At 74.3% G+C, this 24,104-nt stretch carries 17 protein-coding genes; 14 read left to right on the forward strand and 3 right to left on the reverse strand.

Annotated elements, in window-relative coordinates:
* Positions 1-49: 49 nt before the first annotated feature.
* Genes fdh through nrfD form a run of 3 tightly spaced genes read left to right on the forward strand, consistent with a single transcriptional unit; the run spans position 50 to position 5,375 of the window.
* Positions 50-3,328: a formate dehydrogenase gene (gene fdh, locus ABZW17_RS12460; protein ID WP_354812578.1), complete on the forward strand. Its 3,279-nt coding sequence runs from the start codon at positions 50-52 to the stop codon at positions 3,326-3,328.
* Positions 3,325-4,356, forward strand: a complete 1,032-nt coding sequence (locus ABZW17_RS12465) for a 4Fe-4S dicluster domain-containing protein (RefSeq protein ID WP_354812580.1) — start codon at positions 3,325-3,327, stop codon at positions 4,354-4,356. The genes fdh and ABZW17_RS12465 overlap by 4 nt, the downstream gene beginning before the upstream one ends.
* Entirely contained in the window at positions 4,353-5,375 is a 1,023-nt protein-coding gene (nrfD, locus tag ABZW17_RS12470; protein WP_354812582.1) for an NrfD/PsrC family molybdoenzyme membrane anchor subunit, read from the forward strand. Before ABZW17_RS12465 ends, nrfD begins: the two co-directional genes overlap by 4 nt.
* A gap of 8 nt (positions 5,376-5,383) precedes the next feature.
* On the opposite strand, the gene ABZW17_RS12475 is transcribed toward nrfD, so the two are convergent.
* Positions 5,384-5,794 carry an STAS domain-containing protein gene (locus ABZW17_RS12475; RefSeq protein WP_354812584.1) on the reverse strand — a complete coding sequence of 137 codons (411 nt, stop codon included), beginning with the start codon at positions 5,792-5,794 and terminating at the stop codon, positions 5,384-5,386.
* A 218-nt stretch (positions 5,795-6,012) separates the two neighbouring features.
* On the opposite strand from ABZW17_RS12475, the gene ABZW17_RS12480 reads away from it, so the two are divergent.
* From ABZW17_RS12480 to ABZW17_RS12505, 6 genes are all read left to right on the forward strand, one after another.
* Positions 6,013-7,812 carry an NAD(P)/FAD-dependent oxidoreductase gene (locus tag ABZW17_RS12480; RefSeq protein ID WP_354812586.1) on the forward strand — a complete coding sequence of 600 codons (1,800 nt, stop codon included), beginning with the start codon at positions 6,013-6,015 and terminating at the stop codon, positions 7,810-7,812.
* Complete coding sequence (locus tag ABZW17_RS12485) at positions 7,809-9,332, forward strand: hypothetical protein (protein WP_354812588.1); 1,524 nt, start codon at positions 7,809-7,811, stop codon at positions 9,330-9,332. The genes ABZW17_RS12480 and ABZW17_RS12485 overlap by 4 nt, the downstream gene beginning before the upstream one ends.
* The gene (locus tag ABZW17_RS12490; protein WP_354812590.1) at positions 9,329-10,768 is read left to right on the forward strand and encodes an MFS transporter; all 1,440 of its coding nucleotides are present in this window, start codon (positions 9,329-9,331) and stop codon (positions 10,766-10,768) included. The genes ABZW17_RS12485 and ABZW17_RS12490 overlap by 4 nt, the downstream gene beginning before the upstream one ends.
* Before the next feature lie 162 nt (positions 10,769-10,930).
* Positions 10,931-12,313 carry a protein kinase gene (locus ABZW17_RS12495; protein ID WP_354812592.1) on the forward strand — a complete coding sequence of 461 codons (1,383 nt, stop codon included), beginning with the start codon at positions 10,931-10,933 and terminating at the stop codon, positions 12,311-12,313.
* Positions 12,314-12,516: 203 nt separating this feature from the next.
* Positions 12,517-13,845, forward strand: a complete 1,329-nt coding sequence (locus ABZW17_RS12500) for a serine/threonine-protein kinase (protein ID WP_354812594.1) — start codon at positions 12,517-12,519, stop codon at positions 13,843-13,845.
* 138 nt (positions 13,846-13,983) lie between these two features.
* The gene (locus tag ABZW17_RS12505; protein ID WP_354812596.1) at positions 13,984-15,027 is read left to right on the forward strand and encodes a LacI family DNA-binding transcriptional regulator; all 1,044 of its coding nucleotides are present in this window, start codon (positions 13,984-13,986) and stop codon (positions 15,025-15,027) included.
* A gap of 48 nt (positions 15,028-15,075) precedes the next feature.
* On the opposite strand, the gene ABZW17_RS12510 is transcribed toward ABZW17_RS12505, so the two are convergent.
* The gene (locus tag ABZW17_RS12510; RefSeq protein WP_354812598.1) at positions 15,076-16,185 is read right to left on the reverse strand and encodes a substrate-binding domain-containing protein; all 1,110 of its coding nucleotides are present in this window, start codon (positions 16,183-16,185) and stop codon (positions 15,076-15,078) included.
* Positions 16,185-17,981, reverse strand: a complete 1,797-nt coding sequence (locus ABZW17_RS12515) for a heparinase II/III family protein (protein WP_354812600.1) — start codon at positions 17,979-17,981, stop codon at positions 16,185-16,187. The genes ABZW17_RS12510 and ABZW17_RS12515 overlap by 1 nt, the downstream gene beginning before the upstream one ends.
* Positions 17,982-18,086: 105 nt before the next feature.
* Here ABZW17_RS12515 and ABZW17_RS12520 point away from each other — a divergent pair, with 105 nt between their 5' ends.
* Genes ABZW17_RS12520 through ABZW17_RS12540 form a run of 5 tightly spaced genes read left to right on the forward strand, consistent with a single transcriptional unit; the run spans position 18,087 to position 24,100 of the window.
* Entirely contained in the window at positions 18,087-19,403 is a 1,317-nt protein-coding gene (locus tag ABZW17_RS12520) for a sugar ABC transporter substrate-binding protein (RefSeq protein WP_354812602.1), read from the forward strand.
* Positions 19,403-20,335 (forward strand): sugar ABC transporter permease, encoded by a 933-nt coding sequence (locus tag ABZW17_RS12525; RefSeq protein ID WP_354812604.1) that lies wholly within the window; start codon positions 19,403-19,405, stop codon positions 20,333-20,335. The genes ABZW17_RS12520 and ABZW17_RS12525 overlap by 1 nt, the downstream gene beginning before the upstream one ends.
* Positions 20,332-21,186 carry a carbohydrate ABC transporter permease gene (locus ABZW17_RS12530; protein ID WP_354812606.1) on the forward strand — a complete coding sequence of 285 codons (855 nt, stop codon included), beginning with the start codon at positions 20,332-20,334 and terminating at the stop codon, positions 21,184-21,186. The genes ABZW17_RS12525 and ABZW17_RS12530 overlap by 4 nt, the downstream gene beginning before the upstream one ends.
* Positions 21,183-22,193 carry a hydroxyacid dehydrogenase gene (locus ABZW17_RS12535; protein ID WP_354812608.1) on the forward strand — a complete coding sequence of 337 codons (1,011 nt, stop codon included), beginning with the start codon at positions 21,183-21,185 and terminating at the stop codon, positions 22,191-22,193. The genes ABZW17_RS12530 and ABZW17_RS12535 overlap by 4 nt, the downstream gene beginning before the upstream one ends.
* A complete protein-coding gene (locus ABZW17_RS12540; protein ID WP_354812610.1) occupies positions 22,190-24,100 on the forward strand; it encodes a DUF2264 domain-containing protein in 1,911 nt (636 codons plus the stop codon). Before ABZW17_RS12535 ends, ABZW17_RS12540 begins: the two co-directional genes overlap by 4 nt.
* Positions 24,101-24,104: the final 4 nt, after the last annotated feature.

Below are 24,104 nucleotides of genomic sequence, written 5' to 3' on the forward strand. Positions count from 1 at the left end.
GGAAGGCGCGGGTAGCCGCGTGCGGGATCGACGCGGTCGGGAGGTGGGCGTGGGACCACGGAAGTGGCTGGAGCTGTGGCCGGTCTACCGCCAGCTCACCGGCACCGACCCGCTCGGCCGCGGCAAGGCCGCCGAGTCCCCGCACTCCGCGGCGCTGGCCCCGCGCACCGCGAGCGCCGACCGGGTCGCCAAGTCGGTCTGCCCCTACTGCGCCGTCGGGTGCGGGCAGCAGGTCTTCGTCAAGGACGAGAAGGTCGTCCAGATCGAGGGCGACCCGCACAGCCCGATCTCGCGCGGCCGGCTCTGCCCCAAGGGCTCGGCCAGCAAGCAGCTGGTCACCGGGCCGCAGCGCGAGCAGAAGGTCCGCTACCGCGCGCCCCACGCCACCGAGTGGACCGAACTCGACCTCGGCACGGCCATGGAGATGGTCGCCGACCGCGTGCTGGACGCCCGGCGCAAGGGCTGGCAGGACACCGACGACCACGGCAGGCCGCTGCGGCGGACCATGGGCCTGGCCAGCCTCGGCGGCGCCACCCTGGACAACGAAGAGAACTACCTGATCAAGAAGCTCTTCACCGCACTCGGTGCGATCCAGATCGAGAACCAGGCGCGGATTTGACACTCCGCCACGGTTCCCGGTCTGGGGACCTCCTTCGGTCGCGGTGGCGCGACGGACTACCAGCAGGACCTGCAGAACGCCGACTGCGTCGTGATCATGGGCTCGAACATGGCCGAGGCGCACCCGGTCGGGTTCCAGTGGGTGATGGAGGCGAAGGCCCGCGGGGCGCAGGTGCTGCACATCGACCCGCGGTTCACGCGCACCAGCGCGCTGGCCGACGCCCACGTGCCGCTGCGCGCCGGCACGGACATCGCGTTCCTCGGCGGGGTGATCAACCACATCCTGAGCAACGACCTGTACTTCCGCGAGTACGTCGTCGCCTACACCAACGCGTCCTTCCTGGTGTCCGAGGACTACCGCGACACCGAGGACCTGGACGGCCTGTTCAGCGGCTACGACGAGGCCAAGGCCGCCTACGACCCGGCCACCTGGCACTACGAAAGCGTCGGGAAGAAGGAGGACGGCGGGCACGGCAAGGAGACGTCGTCCTCGGACCAGCACGGCTCGGGCGGCCCGGTGCTCGAAGGCGGCAGCGAGGAGATCGCCGCCGACCCGACGCTGCAGCACCCGCGCTGCGTGTTCCAGATCCTCAAGCGCCACTTCGCCCGCTACACGCCGGAGATGGTCGAGGCGACCTGCGGGACGCCGAAGGAGCTCTTCGAGCGCGTCTGTGCCGCCTGGACGCACAATTCCGGCCGCGAACGCACCGCCGCGCTCGTCTACAGCGTCGGCTGGACCCAGCACAGCGTCGGCGCGCAGTACATCCGGGCCGGCTCGATCATCCAGCTGCTGCTCGGCAACATCGGACGGCCCGGCGGCGGCGTGTTCGCGCTGCGCGGGCACGCCAGCATCCAAGGCTCGACCGACATCCCGACGCTGTTCAACCTGCTGCCCGGCTACCTGCCGATGCCCACGCCCGAGCAGGGCACCCTCGACGACTACCTCGGCAGCGTCAGCGGCGACAAGCAGAAGGGCTTCTGGCGCAACGCCGACGCCTACACCGTGTCGCTGCTCAAGGAGTACTGGGGCGAAAAGGCCACTCCGGACAACGACTTCTGCTTCGACTATCTCCCGCGGATCAACGGCGACCACGGCACCTACCGCACGGTCATGGACATGGTCGAGGGCAAGGTGTCCGGCTACTTCCTGCTCGGCCAGAACCCGGCCGTCGGATCGGCGCACGGCCGGCTGCAGCGGCTCGGCATGGCCAACCTCGACTGGCTGGTCGTGCGCGACCTGACGATGATCGAGAGCGCCACCTTCTGGAAGGACGCGCCGGAGATCGAGACCGGCGAGATCGTGCCGGAGCAGTGCCGCACCGAGGTGTTCTTCTTCCCCGCCGCCTCGCACGTCGAGAAGGAAGGCACCTTCACCCAGACCCAGCGGATGCTGCAGTGGCGGGAAAAGGCCGTCGAGCCGGCCGCGGACCAGCGGTCGGAACTGTGGTTCTTCTACCACCTCGGGCGCATCCTCCGCGAGCGGCTGGCCGGCTCCAACGACGAGCGCGACCGGCCGGTGCTCGACCTCGCCTGGGACTACGAGGTGCACGGCGGCGAACCGTCCGCCGAGGACGTGCTGCGGCGGATCAACGGCCAGGACCTCACCACCGGCCGGGAGCTGGGCGGCTACCTCGAGCTCAAGGCCGACGGGAGCACCTCCTGCGGCTGCTGGATCTACAGCGGCGTCTACGCCGACGGCGTCAACCAGGCCGCCCGCCGCAAGTCCCGGTTCGAGCAGGACCTGGCCGCGCGGGAATGGGGCTGGGTGTGGCCGCTGAACCGGCGGGTGCTCTACAACCGCGCGTCCGCCGACCCGCAGGGCCGCCCGTGGAGCGAACGCAAGGCCCTGGTCTGGTGGGACGCCGACCGCGGCGAGTGGACCGGCCACGACGTCCCCGACTTCGAGAAGACCAAGCCGCCGGACCACGTCCCGCCGCCGGACGCCGTCGGCCCGGCCGCCCTGCGCGGCGACGACCCGTTCATCATGCAGTCGGACGGCAAGGCGTGGCTGTTCGCGCCGTCGGGGCTGGCCGACGGCCCGCTGCCGACGCACTACGAGCCGCACGAATCGCCGTTCCGGAACCCGTTCTACGCGCAGCAGGGCAATCCGACGCGGAAGGTCTACGGCCGCCGGGACAACCCCTCGCACCCGTCGCCGCCCGAGGCCGGCGGCGAGGTGTTCCCGTTCGTCTTCACCGCCGCGCGGCTGACCGAGCACCACACCGCGGGCGGGATGAGCCGGACCCTGCCGTACCTGTCGGAGCTGCAGCCGGACCTGTTCGTCGAGGTCTCCCCCGAGCTGGCGAAGCAGCGCGGGCTTGCACACCTGGGCTGGGCGCACGTCATCACCGCGCGGGCGGCCGTCGAGGCGCGGGTCTTCGTCACCGACCGGATGGCGCCGCTGCGGGTGCAGGACCGGGTCGTGCACCAGGTGTGGATGCCCTACCACTGGGGCGGTTCCGGCCTGGTGGCGCGGGACGTCGTCAACGACCTGTTCGGCGTCGTGCTGGACCCCAACGTGTTCATCCAGGAGAGCAAGGTCACCACCTGCGACGTCCGGCCCGGCCGGCGCCCGCGCGGTGCCGAGCTGCTCGCCCTGCTGGCGGCGTACCGGGACCGCGCCGGCATCACGGCGGAAACCGGGACGCAGGTGGCGACCGTGCACGGAACGCGGCACGTCGAACCCGGCCACGAGGAGGACGGGACATGACCATCGAGGACCGGCTGTCCGGCCCGCTGCCGGACGTCGCCGGGGAGGCCGGGCACACCGGGCACCCACCGCGGGTCGGGTTCTTCACCGACACGTCGGTGTGCATCGGCTGCAAGGCCTGCGAAGTCGCCTGCAAGGAGTGGAACGGCGTCCCCGAAGACGGGCTCGACCTGCTCGGGATGTCGTTCGACAACACCGGCGCGCTCGGCGCGAACTCGTGGCGGCACGTGGCCTTCATCGAGCAGCAGCGCCCGCTCGGCGAGCAGTCGCCCGGGCTCGAAGGGCTGCCGACCGGGCCGTCCGCGATCGACGTCACCACGGCCTTCGTCGCCGAGGAGCTGCGGGACGCCCCGCGCGGCGGCGGCGAGCTGGGCACCTCGCCCCTGCCGCGGGCGCCGGAGGACCTCGGGATGCCGTCGTTCGACCTGCCGGGCGCGAACACCGGCGCCGGCGGCCGGACCGACTTCCGCTGGCTGATGGCGTCGGACGTGTGCAAGCACTGCACCCACGCCGGCTGCCTCGACGTCTGCCCGACGGGCGCGCTGTTCCGCACCGAGTTCGGCACGGTCGTGGTCCAGCAGGACATCTGCAACGGGTGCGGCTACTGCGTTTCCGGCTGCCCGTACGGCGTCATCGACCGGCGCCCGGGTGACGGCCGCGCGCAGAAGTGCACGCTCTGCTACGACCGGCTCCACGACGGCCTCGAACCGGCGTGCGCGAAGGCGTGCCCGACCGACTCGATCCAGTTCGGCGAGCTCGGCGAACTGCGCGAGCGGGCCGCCCGCCGCGTCGAAGACCTGCACGAACGCGGCGTGCCCAAAGCCCGGCTGTACGGCCACGACCCGGCGGACGGCGTCGGCGGGAACGGCGCGTTCTTCCTGCTGCTGGACGAACCCGAGGTCTACGGGCTGCCGCCGGACCCGGTGGTGCCGACGCGCGAACTGCCCGCGATGTGGAAGTACGCCGGGATGGCGGCGTCGGCGCTGCTCGCCGCCGCCGTCGCGGCCTTCGGACGGAGGCGCCGGTGACCTCGCACGAACCCCGCAGCGACGCCGGAGCCGCCGACACCCGGGCGCGCGTGTTCGGCCGGCGCAGACGCGGCGGCGGCGACGGTACGCGCGAAGAGCCGATGGTGCCCCGGGCGGAGTTCCGGTCCTACTACGGGCGGCCGGTGCTCAAGCCGCCGGTGTGGGAGTGGAAGGTGCCGGCCTACCTGTTCACCGGCGGGCTCGCGGCCGGCACGTCGCTGCTGGCCGCGGGCGCGGACCTGACCGGGCGGCCGGCCCTGCGCCGGGTGGGCCGCACCGGTTCGCTGGCCGCGCTGCTGGCCAGCGTCTACCTGCTGGTCGCCGACCTCGGGCGGCCGGCGCGGTTCCACCACATGCTGCGCGTCGCGAAGCCGACGTCGCCGATGAGCGTGGGCACGTGGATCCTGAGCGCGTTCGGGCCCGGGGCGGGGATCGCGGCGGCGGCCGAGGTGCTGCCCGCCGGGCTGCGCCGGCGCCTGCCGGGCCGGCTCGTGGGCGCGGTGGCCCGGCCGGCCGGGCTCGTGTCGGCGGCCGTGGCCCCGGCGGTGGCGTCCTACACGGCGGTGCTGCTGTCGCAGACCGCGGTCCCGGCCTGGCACGAAGCCCACCCGCAGCTGCCGTTCGTGTTCACCGGCTCGGCGGCGGCGAGTTCGGGCGGTTTCGCGATGGTGCTGGTCCCCGTCGAGGAGGCCGGGCCGGCGCGGACACTGGCGGTCTTGGGCGCGGCGACGGAGCTGGTGGCGTCGAAGGTGCTGGAGAAGCGGCTCGGCCTCACGGCGGAGGCGTACACGACGGGCAAGGCGCACCGGCTGCGGAAGTGGTCGGAACGGCTGACGGTGGCCGGGCTGGTCGGGGCGCTGGCGGGCCACCGCAGCCGCGCGATCTCCGTGGCGGCCGGGGCGGCACTGTTCGCCGGGAGTGCGTTGCAGCGCTTCGGGGTCTTCGAGGCGGGCGTCGAGTCCACAAAGGACCCCAAGTACGTCGTCGTGCCCCAGCGGGAGCGCGCAGACCGGGCGTGACGCCGCGGTCAGCCGGGTAGCAGCCGCGGCAGCACGGCCAGCCACTCCAGCGCGGCGGCGGCACTGCGGTGGATCGGCAGCACGTGCTCCAGCCCCAGCACCCGGATCGGGCGCAGGACCGGGCGTCCGTCGGCGGCGATGGCGAACGGCACCCCGCTGACGTGCGCTTCGGACGCGGCCACGAGCAGTTCCGTGATGCCGCCGCTCCCGCAGAACCCGACGCCGGTGAGGTCGAGGACCAGCGCCCGCGGCGCGAGGTCGAGTTCTTCGCCCAGCCGGCTGCGCAGCCGGGCGAGCACGGCCAGGTCGACGTCGCCGCGCACGGCAACCACCGTGGCCTCCGCCGTGGCGGTGACCCGCAGGGTCATCCCGGCCGGGACATCCACTTGCCGACGCGGCACGGCGAGCTGGTCGAGCACACGGCCTCCTGGAAGCGAGAGACGACGCGCAGAGCGCACGAGGGGACGGCTCCCGGCTGAACCGTGACACCCCCACCGTACGCCTCGCGGCGACCGGCGGGGACGGCGTCGGATTCACCGGACCCGGTGGCTTTCCGGCCGATCTTCACGCTAACCTAAATCAAGCAGTTGATTTAACCACTGGTCACGTCCTGCCCCGGGCAGGCGGAAGGGATCCCATGTCTTCCCAGCCGGCACGCCTCGACCTCGGTTTCGACCCCGAAGCCCTGCGCGCGAAGTACCGGGCGGAGCGGGACCGCCGCCTCCGGCCGGACGGGTCCGCCCAGTACCGGCGGGCGGCCGGCGAATTCGGTTACTACGCCGCCGATCCCTACACAGAGCGCGTCGAGCGGGACACCGTGCACGACCGCGTCGAGGCGCTCGTGATCGGCGGCGGCTTCGGCGGGCTGCTCACCGGGGCGCGCCTGCGGCAAGCCGGGCTGACGACGATCCGGACACTGGACGAGGCCGGCGGCTTCGGCGGCACCTGGTACTGGAACCGCTACCCCGGCATCCACTGCGACATCGAGTCCTACGCCTACCTGCCCCTGCTGGAAGAAGTCGGCTACGTGCCGAAGTGGCGCTACGCCCCCGGCGAGGAGATCCGGCAGCACGCGAACGCCATCGCGGAGCACTTCGGCCTCGACCGCGACACCCTGTTCCACACCCGCGCCACCGAGCTGCGCTGGGACGAGGACGCGGCCGAGTGGCAGGTGCGCACCGACCGCGGCGACGCCTTCCGCGCCCGGTACGTCGTCGTCTCCTCCGGCACCCTCACCCAGCCGAAACTGCCCGGCATCCCCGGCATCGAGACCTTCCGCGGGCACACGTTCCACACCAGCCGCTGGGACTACGGCTACACCGGCGGCAGCCCCGACGGCGGCCTGGACCGGCTCGCGGACAAGAAGGTCGCGGTGGTCGGCACCGGCGCCACCGGGATCCAGGTCATCCCGCACCTCGGCCGGGACGCCGGGCGGCTGTACGTCTTCCAGCGCACGCCGTCGTCGGTCGACGTGCGCGGCAACCGCCCCACCGACCCCGCGTGGGCGGCGTCCCTGCGGCCGGGCTGGCAGCGGGAGCGGATGGACAACTTCCTGACCATCGTCACCGGCGGACACGCCGAGCACGACCTCGTCGGCGACGGCTGGACCAGTACCGGCCGGCTGCAGCGGCAGATGCTCAGCGGCACCCTCGACACCTCCCTGCCGGCCGACGAGCGGGAGCGGCTCGACGAACTCGCGGACTTCGTGAAGATGAACGAGATCCGCGCCCGCGTCGACGAGGTCGTGACCGACCCGGCGACCGCGGAGCTGCTCAAGCCCTGGTACCGGTACATGTGCAAGCGGCCGACGTTCAGCGACCACTACCTGCAGACGTTCAACCGGCCGAACGTGACGCTGGTCGACACCGCCGACCACGGCGGGATCACCCGGATGACCGAGCACGCCGTGGTCGTCGGCGACCGCGAGTACGAAGTGGACTGCGTCGTCTTCGCCACCGGCTTCGAGGTCGGCGTCTCCGGCATCCTCTCCGGCACGCTGCCGGTGTACGGCCGCGACGGCGTCCCCCTGCTGCAGTCGTGGCAGCGCGGGCCGAAGACGCTGCACGGCTTCTACAGCCACGGCTACCCGAACCTGTTCCACCTGGGCTCGCTGCAGAACGCCACCGCCGTCAACTTCGTGCACGTCCTGCAGGAGCAGGCCACGCACATCGGCGCGGTCGTCGGCGAGGCCGCCCAGCGCGGCGCCCGGTACGTCGAGCCGACCGCCGAAGCCCAGGAAGCGTGGGTCGCCGGCCTCCGCGCGAACGCCCGCGACACCTCCGCGTTCCTCACCGAGTGCACCCCCGGGTACTACAACAACGAAGGCAAACCGCGGCCGGCGGGCAACTCCTTCGCCGCCGGGCCGGTCGTCTTCCACGACCTGCTGCGCCGCTGGCGCGAAGCCGGCGGGGCGGCCGGCGTCCTGGTCGGCGCGTGAGCGGCTTCCGCGCGCGCCGGCTGACCCGGCCGGCGCCCCTGCGCGGCTCGAACGGCGTCACCTTCGGCCCGGACGGGCGGCTGTACGTGGCGCAGTTCCTGGCCGGCGAAATCAGCGCCGTCGACCCGGCGAGCGGCGACGTCGAGGTGATCGTGGCCGCGGACGGGCCGGTGCAGGCCCCCGACGACCTCGCCTTCGGCCCGGACGGCTCGCTGTACATCACCGACCTGGTCCCCGGCCGCGTCTGGCGGCGGCACCCCGACGCGACGTTCAGCCTCGTCACCGACCGGGTGCGGCTGCCCAACGGGATCGCCTTCGCCGGCGACCGCCTGTTCGTCAACGAGATGATCCCGCGCGGCCGGCTGCTCGAACTGGGCGCGGGCGAGCCGGCCGTGCTCACCGGCGACCTCGCGATGGGCAACGCCATGCAGCTCGGGCCGGACGGGCACCTGTACTACCCGCACATGCTCACCGGCGAGGTCTTCCGGATCGCGCCGGACGGCGGCCCGCCGGACCTGGTCGCGGCGGACGTCCCCGAGCCGGTCGCCGTCCGGTTCGACCGGGCCGGGACGCTGCTGGTGCTCTCCCGCGGCGCGGCCGGCGTGATCACCCGGATCGACCTGGCCGGCACCGGCGGCCGGTCGGTGCTCACCACCGGGCTGCCCGGGCTGGACAACGCCGCCTTCGACGCCGAGAACCGCATGTACGTCACCAGCTTCGCCGGCGGCGGCCTCGCGGAGGTGCACCCCGACGGGCGGACGCGCGAGGTCGCACCCCGCGGGTTTGCCGGGCCCTACGGCGTCACGGTCGACCTCGGCGGCACGGTGCACGCGGCCGACCACTACCGCATCACCGAGCCCCGCGGCGACGTCACCACGACCGAGCTCCTGCCCTTCGCCCACGGCATCGCGGCGGACGGCGACCTGCTCCACCTGACGTCGCAGTACGGCCAGGTCCGCACGTACGACCGGGGCACGCGAGCGGTCCGCACCCGCGCCGCCGGCCTGGACCGGCCGCTGGGCATCGGGGTCCGCGCCGACGGCACGCTGGTGGTGGCCGAAGCCGGCGCGGGCCGCGTCCTGGCCGTCGACGCGGGCGACGCGGTCACGGAGCTGGCCACCGGCCTCGGCCGCCCGGCGGACGTGACGGCGGACGGCGAGGGACGGTGGTACGTCAGCGACGAGGAGCGGGGCACGGTGTACCGCCTCGGTTCCGAGCTGACCGTGGTGGCCGAGGACCTCCAAGCGCCGCAAGGGATAACGGTCGTCGACGACTGGTTGTACGTCGCCGAAACGGGCCGGGCCCGGGTGGTCGCGGTCGACCTCACGACCGGGGAAACCGAGGTCGTGCTCGAACTCCCGGGGACCCCCGCGCCCGCCCGGGAGTTCCCCGCCCTGCACGCCCACGGCCTGCCCGGCGTCCCCCGGCCCTTCGCCGGCCTCGCCGCCGGGCCCGGCGGCTCCCTCTACCTCACCGCCGGCGGCACCGTCGTGCACCTCACCCCCGCGGAGCGCCCGTGACCACGCTCGACGCCCCGGCGCGGCGGCAGGTGCGGCAAGCGCTGAGCGGCCTGCTGCTCGCCCTGTTCGTCTCCACCCTGAGCAGCACCGTCGTCGCCACCGCGCTGCCGCGGATGCTGCGCGAACTCCACGGCTCGCCCACCCAGTACACCTGGGTCGTCACCGCGACCCTGCTCGCCGCCACCGCGGCCACCCCGATCTGGGGGAAGTTCGCCGACCTCTGCAGCAAGAAGACCCTGATCCAGCTCGCCGCGGCGGTGTTCATCGCCGGCTCGGCGGCCGCCGGGCTGGCGCAGGACGCCGGGCAGCTGATCGGCGCCCGTGCGCTGCAGGGCGTCGGCGTCGGCGGGCTGCAGGCCCTGGTCCAGATCGCCATCGCCGCGATGATCCCGCCGCGGGAACGCGGCCGCTACGCCGGCTACCAGAGCAGCGTCACCGCGGTGTCGACCATCGGCGGGCCGCTTCTGGGCGGCTTCCTCGTCGACACCTCCTGGCTCGGCTGGCGGTGGTGCTTCTTCGTCGGGGTCCCGGTCGCCGTCGCCGCCCTCGTGCTGCTGCAGCTGACACTCCGCCTGCCGGTCGTCCGCCGGGCGGACGTCCGCATCGACTACGCGGGCGCCACCCTCATCACCGGCGGGGTCAGCCTGCTGCTGATCTGGGTGTCCTTCGCCGGCGGCGCGTTCGCCTGGGCGTCGTGGCCGAGCGCCGTCATGGTCGGCGGCGCCGTCGTCCTGCTGGGGCTCGCCGCCCGGGTCGAGGCGCGCGCCGCCGAGCCCGTCGTCCCGCCCCGGATCATCCGGCAGCGCACCACCGCGCTGGCGATCCTCGGCAGCCTCGCCGCCGGGACCGCGATGTACGGCGCCGCCGTCTTCCTCAGCCAGTACTTCCAGGTGAGCCGCGGCCGCACGCCGACGGAGGCCGGCCTGCTCACCATCCCGATGATGGCCGGCATCCTCGTCGCCTCGGTCGCGGGCGGGCGGCTGGTCAGCCGCTCCGGCCGCATCAAGCCCTGCCTCGTCACCGGCTCGATCAGCCTGACCGCCGGCTTCGGCCTCCTCGGGTTCCTCGGCGAACGGACGCCCCTGGCCTTCGTCGCGGTGGCCATGGTGCTCGTCGGCGCCGGGGTCGGCCTGACGCTGCAGAACTTCGTCCTGGTCGTGCAGAACGCCGTGCCGCTGCGGGAAGTCGGCGCCGCGAGCGCCACGGTGTCGTTCTTCCGGTCCCTCGGCGGCACCATCGGCGTCGCCGTCCTCGGGGCGGTCCTCGCCCGTCAGGTCGCGGGCCGAACGGCGCACGGAACACCGGCGGCCGCCGCCTACGGCCAGGCGACCGGGCACATCTTCGCCGTTTCCGCCGGGGTCGCCCTGCTCGGCGTGCTCGCCGCGCTCCTGCTCGAACCGGTGTCGCTGCGCACCAGTCTCGACAAGGCGGGCTGACCACCGTCCACAGTAGACTGCGGGGAACGCGTCGAAATCGGCGAACGGGCCGATCATGGTAACGGTTCCCGCGCGAGTGACCGAACGAACTCCCCGCCCGCGCCCGTTCTCTGCTAAAAAGGCCCTCGGTCACGAAGTCCGCCGAGCGACGCAGGGGTACGGGTGCCTTTCGAGGAACAGCTCGTGAGCGGGCGCTACCGGATCCTGGACCGCATCGGCCGCGGCGCGATGAGCGTCGTGTGGCGGGCCAGGGACGAGCGGCTGGACCGCGTCGTCGCGGTCAAGCAGTTCCTGCACGAGCCGGGGACCGGGGCGGCGCCGGCCGGGATCTGCGAACGGGCGATCCGCGAGGCGCGGCTGGCTTCCCGGCTGCGGCACCCGCACGCGATCACGGTGTACGACGTGCTCGAGGACGCCGGGTCGATGTACCTGGTCATGGAGTACGTGCCGGCCCGCTCCCTGACCGACGTGCTCGTCGAGCGGGGCGCGCTGCCGCGGTGCGACGTGGTCCGGCTCGGGCGGCAGATCGGGGCCGCGCTGGCCGCCGCGCACGGGGACTGGATCCTGCACCGGGACGTCACCCCGAACAACGTCCTCGTCTCCGACGACGGCACCGCCCGGATCACCGACTTCGGGGTGTCGCGCGCGCTCGGCGAGCACCTCGCGGCCGAAGACGACGTCATCGTCGGCACCCTCCCCTACCTGGCCCCGGAGGTGGCCCGGGGCGGCGAGGCCGGCCTGCCGTCCGACGTGTACGGGCTCGGCGCGACGCTCTACACCGCGCTCGAGGGCACCCCGCCGTTCGGCACCAGCGACGACCCGATCACGCTGCTGCGGCGGATCACCGAGAACCAGCTCGTCCCGCCGCCGCACGGCGGCCCGCTCACCGGCGTGCTGATGCGGATGCTCGAACGCGATCCCGCCGCGCGCCCCACGATGCAGGAGGCGGTCGCGCTGCTTTCGGCGGTGGGCCGGCCACCGGCCGCGGCGGCGCCCCGCCGGCCCCGGCTGCGCCGCCTCGCCGTGACCGGGGCCGCGGTGTGCGTGACCTCGGCGTGCGTCGCGGCCGGGCTGGCCTTCACCGGCGAGCCGGAGACGACCGCGGCCCCGGTCGAACGCCCGCCGACGACCGTCACCGCGGACCACACCGTCAGCGCCACCACCACGGCACCCCCGCCCCCGCCGCGGCCGGCGCAGGCCACCGGCGAGGCGCCGGCGCACCCGGCCGCACCGGCGGCCGCGGGGTGCACGGCGCGGTTCGAGATCACGAACTCGTGGCCGGGCGGCGCGCAGGCCGAGGTGACCGTGCACAACGACCGGCCGACCCGGCTGTCCGGCTGGACGGTGACGTGGGCGCTGCCCGGCGGCGCGGCCGTCCGTGACCTGTGGAACGGGACCCTCACCCGGGCCGGCTCGACGATGACCGTCACCGACGCGGGCTGGAACGCCTTGGTCGAGCCGGGCGCGTCGGCGTCCTTCGGGCTGATCCAGGACCTCGCGGACGGCCGGGCCGCCGTCCCCGCCCTCGGCTGCCGCCCGAACTGACACGGGTAATACCGTTACCGTTCCGACACAACCGGATCGGCCTTTTCTCCGTAGCGCCGGAATGCTTTTCCGGCATCCGGAGTGAAATCATCGAAGGCGATTTCCGGAAACCACCCGGGTGAGTGAATTCTTCGCGGACGCCGAACGCCGCGGCCGAACCGGCCGTGTTCCCCGTCGACGGCAACTGCAGAGGGAGCGTGCCCGTGGACGTAGGGGCAGTGATCGCCGGTCGCTACCGCGTGCTCGGCCGGGCCGGGCACGGCGCGATGGGCACCGTGTGGCGGGCGCAGGACGAACGGCTCGAGCGCGTCGTCGCGATCAAGCAGCTGTTCGGCGACTCCGGCGCGGAACGCACCCGGGCCCGGACGGTCCGGGAGGCCCGCGTGGCCGCCCGCCTGCGCCACCCGCACGCGGTGGTCGTCTACGACGTCGTCGAGCACGACGCGGCGTCCTACATCGCGATGGAGTACCTGCCGTCCCAGACGCTCACCGAAGTCCTGGAGGGCGAAGGCCCGCTGGTGCCGGAGTACGTGGCCGAACTCGGCGGCCAGCTCGCCTCGGCGCTGGCCGCGGCGCACGCCGAAGGCGTCCTGCACCGCGACGTCAGCCCGAACAACGTCCTCGTCACCACCGACGGCGTCGCGAAGATCACCGACTTCGGGGTGGCGCACGCGCCCGGCGAAGGCACCGCGACCGGGGGCGGGCTCGTCGTCGGCACGCCGGCCTACCTCGCCCCGGAGGTCGCGGACGGCGCCGACGCCGGCTTTCCGTCCGACGTGTACTCCCTCGGCGCGACGCTCTACACCGCGCTCGAAGGCCGGCCGCCCTTCGGGACCGACCACAACCAGCTGGCCCTGCTCAAACGCGTCGTCCGCGGCGACGTGCGGCCGCCGCGCACCACCGGGCCGGTCACCGACGTCGTCCTCCGGCTGCTGCACCGGGAGCCGGCCGCCCGTCCCACGATGGCCGAAGCGGCCCGGCTGCTCGGCCGCCGCGCCACCGGGGGCGCGCTGCCGCCGGGGCCGGCCCCGGTGCCCGCCGAGCCCGCCCCCGCCCGCCCCCGGCGCGCCCGGGCCGGGCTCGCGGCGGCCGTGCTGGTGCTGGCCGGGGCCGGGATCGTGGCGGCGACGTCGATCCCGGCCCGCTCCGAGCCCGCGAGCGCACCGGCCCAGCTCGCCTCGGCGCCGTCCACGACCGCCTTCGCCCCGGCCGCCGCGGGGCCGCCCGGCTGTGATGCGCGCTACCAGGTCGTGAAGTCCTGGGACGGCGGCTTCCAGGGTCTGGTGACCGTGCGCAACAGCGGGCGCGCCGACCTCGCCGGCTGGACGGTCAGCTGGGCGACGCCGTCCGGGACGAGCATCGACGACCTGTGGAACGGCAAGCTGCTGCGCACCGGGGAAACGTCGGCGATCGTGAACGCCGAGTGGAACGGGAAGCTGCGGCCCGGCGAAACGACCACGTTCGGCTTCGTCGCCCTCGCCCGCGGTGGCCGTCGCGGACTCCCCGTGACCGACTGCCGCCCCGCGGGGTGAGGGCGCGCTCCGGCCGCCGACGAAGGTGGCTTGACCAGCGCCGTTGACCGCCATTATGGTCAGCCTTCCCGCTTTCGTGTTAACGCTAACGCTCCACCGGACAACGGACCGGACAATGGCCCGGGAAAGTGCTCGACAATGACGAATCCCCGCGACGCCGCGGACGAACCGGGCCGCGGCGTGGTGACGATCACCGACGTGGCGAACGCGGCCGGCGTCTCGGCGAGCACGGTGTCGTACGTGATCACCGGCAAGCGGACGATCTCCCCCGCGACGCGGCGGCGGGTCGAGCAGACCATCCGCGCCCTCGGCTACCGGCGCCGCACCGGCTCGCCGCCGCCGTCCCCGGCCCGGGCCGGGGTGCTGGCGGTCGCGGTGCCCCCGCACGGCGACCGGCACGTGGGCGTGGAGATGGAGTTCTTCTCCGCGGCCGCGGGCGCCGCCCGCGGGCTCGGCTTCGACCTGCTGCTGGTGACCGACGAGGAAGGCACGGCGGGCCTGCACCGGGTGACGTCGGCCGCGCTGGCCGACGCGGTGATCGTGCTGGACGCCGGCGACGGCGACCCGCGGGTGCCCGTCCTGCTCGCCTCGGGCCGCCCGGCGGTCCTGATCGGGGCGCCCGGGCGCCACCACGGGCTGGCCGCGCTGACGCTCGACTTCCGGCCGGCCGGGCAGGCGTGCCTGAACCACCTCGCCGACCTCGGCCACCGCTCGGTGGTCCACCTGGGACCGTCGCCGGCCCGGCCCGGCCACCGGCTGCGGTACCTCGAGGACTTCACCGAGGGCCTGCGCACGGCCGCGGCCCGGCGGGGCGTGGAAGCGCTTTCCCAGCCGTGCGAACCGACGGCCGAAGACATCGCCCGCTGCCTCGCCGAGCTGCCACCCGGCTCCACCGCGCTGGTGGTCCACGACGAGGCCGCACTGCCGCTGGTGATGGCGACGCTGCAGAGACGCGGGCTGCGGGTCCCCGAGGACGTCTCGGTGGTGGCGATCTGCTCGGCCACGGTGGCGGAGCACCAGCGGATCCCCCCGACGGCGGTGGTGATCCCGGCCCGGGAAGTGGGCGCACTGGCCGTCGACCGCGCGGTCCGCCAGCTCGACGGAACACCGGCCGCGGAGGCGGAATCGGTGCTGCCGCGGTTCGTGCCCGGGGAGACCACCGGGCCGGCCCCGGTGGGCTGAGGCACCACGAAACCGTTGCCCGGGAACGGAAGGCCGGATTCGGCAAGGTCAGGCCCGGGCGGATCCCGGGTCGCCGCCGCAGGATTCGCGGACCACGAGCGTCGGCCACAGCTGCAGGCGGTGGACCGGGCGCCCGGCCGGGTCGGCGAGGCGGGCCAGCGCCAGCTCCGCGGCCACCGCGCCGAGGCGGTGCTTCTGCGGGCACACCGCCGTCAACGGCGGGTCCGAGGCCGCCGCGACCTCGTCGTCGTAGGTGACCACCGCCAGTTCGCCCGGCACCGCGATGCCGCCGTCGCGGGCCCGCTCGATGAGGCCGATGGCCTCGCGGTCGGAGTGCACCAGCAGCGCGCCGACCCCGGCGCGGCGGCAGCGGTCGAGCAGCGCGTCGTACTCCGCCGTCCAGCCCGGGGCGCCGTAGACCGGGACGTCGAGATCCAGGGCCGTGCCCGCGTCCAGGCCGAGGGAGCCGACCGTCTCGCGCCAGCCGGTGCGCAGCGCGCGGCTGGTCGGGCTGGACCGGGACGTGACCAGCCCGACGCCGCGGTGGCCCAGGGACACCAGGTGCCGCACGGCCAGGCCCGCGCCCAGCGCGTGCGCGGTCGTGGCCGCGTCCAAGGCCAGGGTGGGCAGTTCCGGCGGCGGCAGGCGTTCGACGAGGACCACCGGGACGCTCAGCGAACCCAGCCAGCGCAACAGGTCCAGCGCCCCGCGCCCGCTGGTGGCCGGCGCGACCAGCAGCGTCTGCACCCCGCGTTCGAGCAGCTTGGTGACCTGGCGGCGGTCCTCCGCCGCGTCGTAGCTGGACGCGCGCAGCACGAGCCGGCCGCCCGCCGCGGCCACCGTGGACTGGGCGCCCTGGACCACCGGCGGCCAGTAGTACTCCACCGACGGCGTGACCATGCCGACCAGCGCGCCGGGCACGACCGGGCCGAACATCGAGGCCGCGGCGCGCCCCGGCTCGGGCGGGCCGCCGCGGGGCCGGGTCAGCGTGACCCCGCCGTGCACCCGCGTCAGCAGCCCGCGGTCGGCCAGCTCGGTGACGTCCCGGCGCACGGTGACCGCGGTGACGCCCAGCCGGTCCACCAGCTCGGTGAGCCGGACCGCGCCGTGTTCGCGCACCAGCGAAAGGATCAGCTGGTGCCGTTCCGACGCGAGCATCACCGGACCTGCTCCAGCCGGACCCGCGCGGGCCCCTCGTGAACCAGCAGGGTGAGCCGGCTGAGGTGCTCGCCCCAGGCCGCCCGCAGCAGCGGATCGGCCAGCGGCTGCCGTTCGAGTTCCGCGGTGGCACACCGGGGATCCCAGCTCAGCCGCACCCGGACTCCGTTGCGGGACACCGAAACCTCGCCCTCGCCCAGTTCCACCGCACCCGCCAGGACGTGCCGGAGCCGGACCGGCCGGACACCGTCGTCGTCGGCCACGACGACGTGCGCGCGAGGGCCGCGGACCAGCCGCACCGACCGGATCCAGCGCGCCACGCCCGGATAGGCGCCGGCGAGGTCCGCGGTCAGGACGGCCTCGGCCGCGGTGAGCTCCACCCGCACGTCCCGTGCCCCGGCCGCCTCCCCCGCTTCCTGCGTGACGCCGGGCTCGGGGACGTTGTGCCACTCGCTGCGCAGCGGCCAGGCCCGGTACCGGTCCGGCCCGAAGCTCGCCGCCGTGTAGGTGGGCTGGCCGACGTCGGCCACCACCGGGACACCGTCGGCCGCCACCCAGAAGGAACCCACGTCGAGGTGGTTGTGCCGTTCGCCGTTGTGCCCGGCCTTGACCGCCACGGTCAGCCCGCGCGCGGTGCCCGCCGTCTCCCGGGCCACGAGCACCTGCACCCGCGGCAGCCACTCCTCGCGCGCCAGCCACGGTTCGCCCGGGCCGGCCGCCGTCACCGCCGCACGCCAGCCCGGGTCGGCCAGGCCCGAAAGGGCCCGGCCCAGCCCGGCCGACAGCCACACGAGCCGCCCGCCCGCCCGGGCCTGACCGGCCGCGAAGGCGCACACGGCGGCGTCGCCGAGCCGCTCACCCCACCGGTGCAGGACGTGCCACGGCTGGGCCGGCGACAGGCGGGCCGGGGCGTCCCCGGCGTTGACGAAGGCGTCGCCACCGAAGTGCATCCGGTGCGGGAAGCGGATCAGCTCCGCGAGCACGGGCGGTTCCGGCACCTCGAAGCCGGCGGCGGCCAGCAGGTCGAGGCACTCCAGCAGGCGGCAGGCGCCGTGCCACCAATAGGCGACGCCTTCGTCAACGCCGCCGTCGTCGGGCAGCACGGCCACGTAGTGCCCGAGACCGTCGACGACCAGCCGGACCAGCCGCCGTCGCCGGTCTTCGTCGGCCACGAGCAGGAGCGCGGCGGTGAGGACGGCGCTGTGGATCCACGGGTTCCAGTTGTGCGCGTCGCCGTCCGAGCCGAGCCAGTGCCAGTCGCGGATCCGCTCGAACGGCGTCAGGACGCGGTGCTCGACCTCCCGGCGCAGACGTTTGCGCACCCCAGGAGCGCGGCGGTCGAGGTGCGGACCGAGGGCCTGATCGGCCCAGGCGAACAGCGCGGCGACCTCGGCCGCGCCCAGGTCGAGGAACGGGTCGTCGGGGTCGGCGAGCACCTCGCCGCGCCCGGCCGCGTGGCGGTCGTGCGGCGCCCAGCACCAGGTGGTCGCCTCGGCCAGGGTGACGAGCCCGTCGATCGCGCCGTCGAGGAACGGCACCTCGCCCGGTGGGGCCTCGCCGGTCAGCACCGCGGCCAGCACCAGCGTGGTGACGCGTTCGCGCAGCTCACGGGCGGCGTCTTCGTAGTCGGTCCGGACGCCGTCGCGGAACGTCCTGGCCCACGCCGTGGCCGTCAGAGCGGGCGCCGGCCGGGCGAGCAGGGCGCGGGCGTCGGCGAGCACCGCGGCGCCGTCGGCCGCGTCCCAGACCGCCCGGTCGCGGACGTCGGGAAAGCCGAACAGCGCGCTCGACACCATGGCGTTCCTTCGGTTCTGATCGTTTGTGATCGCTTTTGCGCTGAAATGTTGACTCGCACTATGGCACACCCCGACAGTGACAGCCATCACTTCGACGGAGGAGCAATGACGCTTCGGCCACCGGCCGGCCTGACCCGCCGGACCTTCCTGTCCGCCACCACCGGGCTCGCGGCCGCCGGGCTCGTCGGCGGCTGCGCGTCCTCGACGACGACGGCGTCCGGCGCGACGCGGGTGCGCATCTGGTCCTGGCTCACCGGCATGGACAAGTACGTCGCCGGCTTCAACGCGGCGCACCCGGACATCTCGGTGGAGCTCAACGTGATCGCGTCCGGGCTCAAGGGCGGCTACGCCCAGCAGACCAACGCCCTGCGCGCGCACAACGCCCCGGACATCCTGCACACCGAGTACCAGGGCCTGCCGCAGCTGCTGACCACCGGCGGCCTGCGCGACCTCACCACCGACCTCGCGGACCTCGAACGCGGCTACTCCCCCGCCGCCTGGCAGGGCGTGCGGCCCGGCGGGCGCACCTGGGCGGTGCCGATGGACCTGGCCCCGATGGTGCTCTACTACCGCAAGGACCTGTTCGACCGGCACGGCATCGCGGTCCCGCGCACGTGGGACGAGTTCCGCACCGCCGCCCAGGCCGTGAAGCAGGCCGACCCGGCCGCGCGGGTGACGACGTTCCCGCTCAACGACGGCTCGTTCTTCGCCGGGATGTGCTGGCAGGCGGGCGATCCGTGGTGGCGGGTCGACGGCGGCGCCTGGCGGGTCGACATCGACGGCGAAGGCACCCGGCGCACCGCGGACTACTGGCAGGGCCTGATCGGCGCCGGCCTGGTCGCCACCGCCCCGACCGGCGACCAGGACTGGATCGGCGCGATGCACACCGGCCGGCTGTGGGGCCTGCTCGGCGCGTCCTGGAGCGTCGGCACGCTCGTCAAGTCCATCCCGAAGGACACCGGCCGGTGGGCCGTGACCACCATGCCGACCTGGGACGGCGTGCCGTCCACCGGCGTGCAGGGCGGCAGCGCGTTCGCCGTCTCCGCCGAGAGCAAGGTGCCCGAGGCGGCCGTGAAGTTCCTGCGGTGGCTCAGCACCGACCCGGCCGTGGCGAAGATCGGCACGACGTTCACCACGCCGTTCCCCGGCTACCTGCCGAGCCGGGACGTCGCCCGGAAGGCGTACCAGGGCGGCTACTTCCTCGGCGCCCCGGTGTACGACGTGCTCGACGAAGCCGCCCGGCGCGTCCCGGACTGGACGTGGGGCCCCAACGCCCTGCGGATGTTCTCGACCGTCGTCGACCACCTGGGCGGGGTGAAGACCGGCGGCACGACCCTGGCCGCCGCCGTCCGGCAGACGCAGGCCGACGCCGTCGCCGAGCTGCGCGAGCGGGGATTGACCGTGCGGGAAGGGAAAGCCTGATGACCGTCCTCACCCCCGAGCGCGCCACGGACGTCCCGGCGCCGGCGCGGTCCGGCGCCGCGGCGCGGGGCCGCCGCGGGCGCGGGCGCGCCGGCCTCGTGCTGGCCGCGCCGTTCGCGATCCTGCTCACCGTCACCGTGCTCGTCCCGATCGGGTACGCGCTCTACCTGAGCCTGTTCACCGATCGCCTGTCCGGCCTGGGGTTCTCCGGCCCGCGGCAGGCGTTCGTCGCCCTCGGCAACTACGCCGACGTGCTCACCGACAGCGCGTTCCACGCCAGTCTCGGGAACGTGGCGCTGTTCGTCGTGGTCCACATCCCGATCATGCTCGGCCTGGCGCTGCTGCTGGCGCTGCTGGTCGACTCCGCCGTCGTGCGGCTCAAGCGCGTGTGGTCCCTGGCCGTCTTCCTGCCCTACGCGGTACCGACGGTGATCACCGGGCTCGTCTGGGCCTACCTCTACAGCCCGAACTCGGGCCTGTCCGCGGTGCTGCCGGTCGACCCGCTGGGCAAGACCGGCATCCTGCCCTCGATCGTCAACATCGCGACCTGGCAGTGGGTCGGCTACAACATGATCATCTTCTACACCGCGTTGCAGGCCGTCCCGCGTGACGTCCTGGAGGCGGCCCGGGCCGACGGCGCCGGGGGCGTCCGGACGGCGTGGTCGGTCAAGGTCCCGATGATCCGGCCGACGATGTTCGTCGCCTTGGTGTTCACCGTCATCGGCTCGCTGCAGCTGTTCACCGAACCCCTGGTGCTGCGCGGGTTCACCGGGTCGGTGACGAGCACCTGGTCCCCGAGCCTCTACGTGTACGAAGCCGCTTTCATCGCCGGCGACTACGGCCGGGCCGCCGCCGCGTCCGTGCTGCTGGCCCTGGTGTCCGCCCTGCTCTCGGCGCTGGTCATGCGCCTGTCCAACCGGAGGTCCCGGTGACCTTGTCCCACGCGGGTTCGCGCTGGACGTCACGCACCGTCGTACACGTCCTGCTGGTACTGGCCGCCCTCTACGCGGTCCTGCCGCTGGTCTGGCTGGTCACCTCGGCCACCAAGTCCGTCGGCGACTTCTCCACGACCGGGGCGTTCGAGCTCGGGCAGTGGAACCTCGGCACCAACCTCGGCGCCCTGTTCACCCAGGAGAACGGCGTTTTCCTGGCCTGGATCCGCAATTCGCTGCTCTACGCCGGCCTCGGCGCGGTGCTCGGCTCGCTGATCTGCGCCGGGTGCGGGTACGCCATCGCGAAGCTGGACTTCCCGGGCCGGCGCGCGCTGTTCGCCGTCACGCTGGCCGGCGTCCTGGTGCCGACCACCGCGCTGGCCCTGCCGCTGTACCTGCTGGCGTCCCAGCTGCACGTGGTCGGGACGTTCTGGGCGGTGTTCATCCCGTTGCTCACCAACCCCTTCGGCGTCTACCTCGCCCGCGTCTACGCCGAAGCCGCGGTGCCCGGCGAGGTCCTGGAAGCCGCTCGGACCGACGGCGCCGGCGAGCTGCGGACGTTCTTCACCATCGCGCTGCCGATGATGCGGCCGGGCCTGGTGACCGTCTTCCTGTTCCAGTTCGTCGGGATCTGGAACAACTTCTTCCTGCCGCTGGTGATGCTCACCGACCCGCAGCTGTTCCCGATGAGCCTCGGGCTGTACCAGTGGAGCACGCGCGTGACGCAGTTCCCGCAGTACAACCCGCTCGTCATCACCGGTTCGCTGCTGGCGGTGCTGCCGCTGGTGGTCGCGTTCGTGCTGCTGCACCGGCAATGGCGGTCCGGGCTGGCCGCGGGCAGCGTCAAATGACGCGGCGCCCGGAGACGCTGCTGGTACTGGGCCGGGACACGATGGAGCTGCAGTTCGGCGCCGCGGAACTGGCGCGGCTGCGGGCCGCGGCCCGGCTCGGCGATCCACTGTGGACCGACGAGCTGGCCTCGGCGGCGGCGCGGGCGCGGCTGGCGGAGGCCGAGGTGCTGATCACGTCGTGGGGCTGTCCCCCGCTCGACGAACCGGTGCTGCGGGCCGCGCCGAACCTGCGCGCGGTGCTGCACGCGGCCGGCAGCGTCCGCGACCACGTCGGGGCGGCGGTGTTCGACCGGGGCCTGCTGGTCACCACGGCCGCCGACGCCAACGCCGAGCCGGTCGCCCAGTACACGCTGGGCGCGATCCTGTGGGCGTTCAAGAAGGTGCCGTTCCTGGCCGCCGACGCCCGGGCGTTCCGGGAGGACTGGCGCTACCGTGAACACCGTGGCGAACTGTCGGGCCGGGACCGCACGGTCGTTCTGGTGGGCTTTTCCCGCGTCGGACGGCGGGTCGCCGCGCTGCTGCGGCTGCTCGGGCTGGCCCGGGTGCTCGTCGTCGACCCGGTGGCCGGCCCGGACGAGATCCGGGCCGCCGGCGCCGAGCCGGCCACGCTCGCCCACGCCCTGCCGCAGGCGGACGTGCTGAGCCTGCACGCGCCGTCGCTGCCGGAGACCCGGCACATGATCGGCGCCGCGGAGCTGGCCGCGCTGCCGCCCGGCGCGGTGCTGATCAACACCGCGCGGGGGGCGCTGGTGGACACCGCGGCCCTCGAACGCGCCTGCACCGGCGGCCTGCACGCCGTCCTCGACGTCACCGAGCCGGAACCGCTGCCCGCCGCGTCGCCGCTGTACGACCTGCCCAACGTGGTGCTGACCCCGCACGTGGCGGGCTCGCTGGGCGCGGAGACCCGGCGGATGACCGCCGAGGCGCTCGGCGAGCTCGAGCGGTACGCCGCCGGCCTGCCGCCCCGGGCCCCGGTGACCCGGCACTCCCTGGCCGTGCAGGCATGAGGGCCGTCGAGGACCGGCGGCTCTCGCCCCACACCGGCTGGACCCGCGAGCACTGGACCGCACTGGCCGACCGGATGCTCGCCGCGGTGGACCGCCACCGCTCCCCCGGCGGCGCCCGGATCGACCTGCCCGGGCCGGCCAGCCGCAACGGGCGCGCCTCCGACGGTCTCGAGGGGTTCGCCCGGACGTTCCTCGTCGCCGGGTTCCGCGTCGCCGGGGAACGCGGCGCGGACCCCGGCGGGCTGCTCGAGCGGTACGCGGCCGGGCTGGCCGCCGGCACCGATCCGGCGTCGCCGGAGGCGTGGCCGCGGCCCGACGAGCTCGGTCAGTCCAAAGTGGAGGCCGCGTCGATCGCCCTGGTGCTGCAGCTGACCCGGCCGTGGCTGTGGGACCGCCTGGAAGACGCCGTCCGGGAGCGGGTCGTCGCCTGGCTGGCGACCGTCGTCGGGCAGCCCTACCCGCCGATCAACTGGGTGTGGTTCCGGATCGTCGTCGAGTCGTTCCTGCGCGAGGCGGGCGGCCCGTGGTCGGCGGCGGACATCGAGGAAGACCTCGCCGTGCACGCGTCGCTGCGGCGGCCCGGCGGCTGGCTCAGCGACGGCGACGAGCGCGCCTACGACCACTACGCGGGCTGGGCGCTGCACCTGTACCCGCTGCTGTGGACGCACCTGTTCGACGTCACCGGCAGCCTGTGCCCCGGCTCGCTGCGGCACCGGTGGGCCGCGGACCTGCGCGACTACCTCGACGACGCCGTGCGGCTGGTGGGCGCCGACGGCTCGCCGCTGCTGCAGGGCCGCAGCCTGGTCTACCGCTTCGCCGCCGCCGCGCCGTTCTGGGTCGGCGCGGTGACCGGGACCTCCCGGCTGTCTCCCGGCCTGACCCGGCGGGTGGCCGGCGGGATGGTGCGGCACTTCGCCGACCGCGGCGCGTTCGAACCCGACGGCCTGCTCACCCTCGGCTGGCACCGGGCCTGGCCCGCCATGCGCCAGGCGTACTCCGGGCCGGGCTCGCCGTACTGGGCGGCCAAAGGCCTGCTCGGGCTGGCCCTGCCCGCGGACCATCCCGTGTGGACGGACGTCGAAGAGCCGCTCCCGATCGAAACCGGCGACGTCGCCCGTGTGGTCACCGCGCCCGGCTGGCTGGTCTCGGGACGGCGTCGCGACGGCATCGCCCTGGTCGTCAACCACGGCACCGACCACGCCCGGCCCGGCGACCCGCGGTCCGACGCCCCGCTGTACGCCCGGCTCGGCTATTCGACGGCCACGGTGCCGCCACTCGGGTCCGTGCCGGACAACACGGTCGCCGTGCTCGACGCCGACGGCCGGGCGAGCCACCGGGCGGGCTTTTCGACGTGCTACGCGACCGAGCTGCCCGGTGGCGTGCTGGCGGCGGCGTCCCGGGGTCCCGTCCGCTGGGTCGGCACCGGTGGCGACGACTCACCGGACCACGGCTCCGGCCGCAGCGGCCCGGTGGTGGCGGGGCCCGTGCTGACCGTCGTTTCCGTGGTGCGCCAAGGGATCGAGGTCCGGCTCGCGCGACTCGGCGCCGCTGACGCCGGGGTCCGGGCGCTGCGGCTGAGCGGGTGGCCGGTGGCGGCCGCCGCGCGGCCGGTCACCGGGTCCGGGGCCACGGCCGAGACTCCGGAGCTGCGGTCCGCGGTGCGGAACCTGCGGGGTTTCGCCACCACGGACGTGGCGGTCGAAGCCGGGACGTCCCCGCTGGGTGAGTGGACGGCGATCCCGTTCGTCACCACCGCCGGTCCCCCGGCAGCCGGCGAGGTGTTCGCCGCCGTGGTCGTCCTGGACCGCGGCGGACCCGTCGAGGCCGATCCGGCCCTGACCGTCACCGGCGATCGCGTCACCGTCACCTGGCCGGACGGACTCGCCACCGAAGTCACCGTCCCGTGACCGG

Origin of the sequence: Amycolatopsis sp. NPDC004625 (assembly GCF_040609695.1) — a bacterium.
In the GTDB taxonomy this organism is placed as follows: Bacteria; Actinomycetota; Actinomycetes; order Mycobacteriales; family Pseudonocardiaceae; genus Amycolatopsis.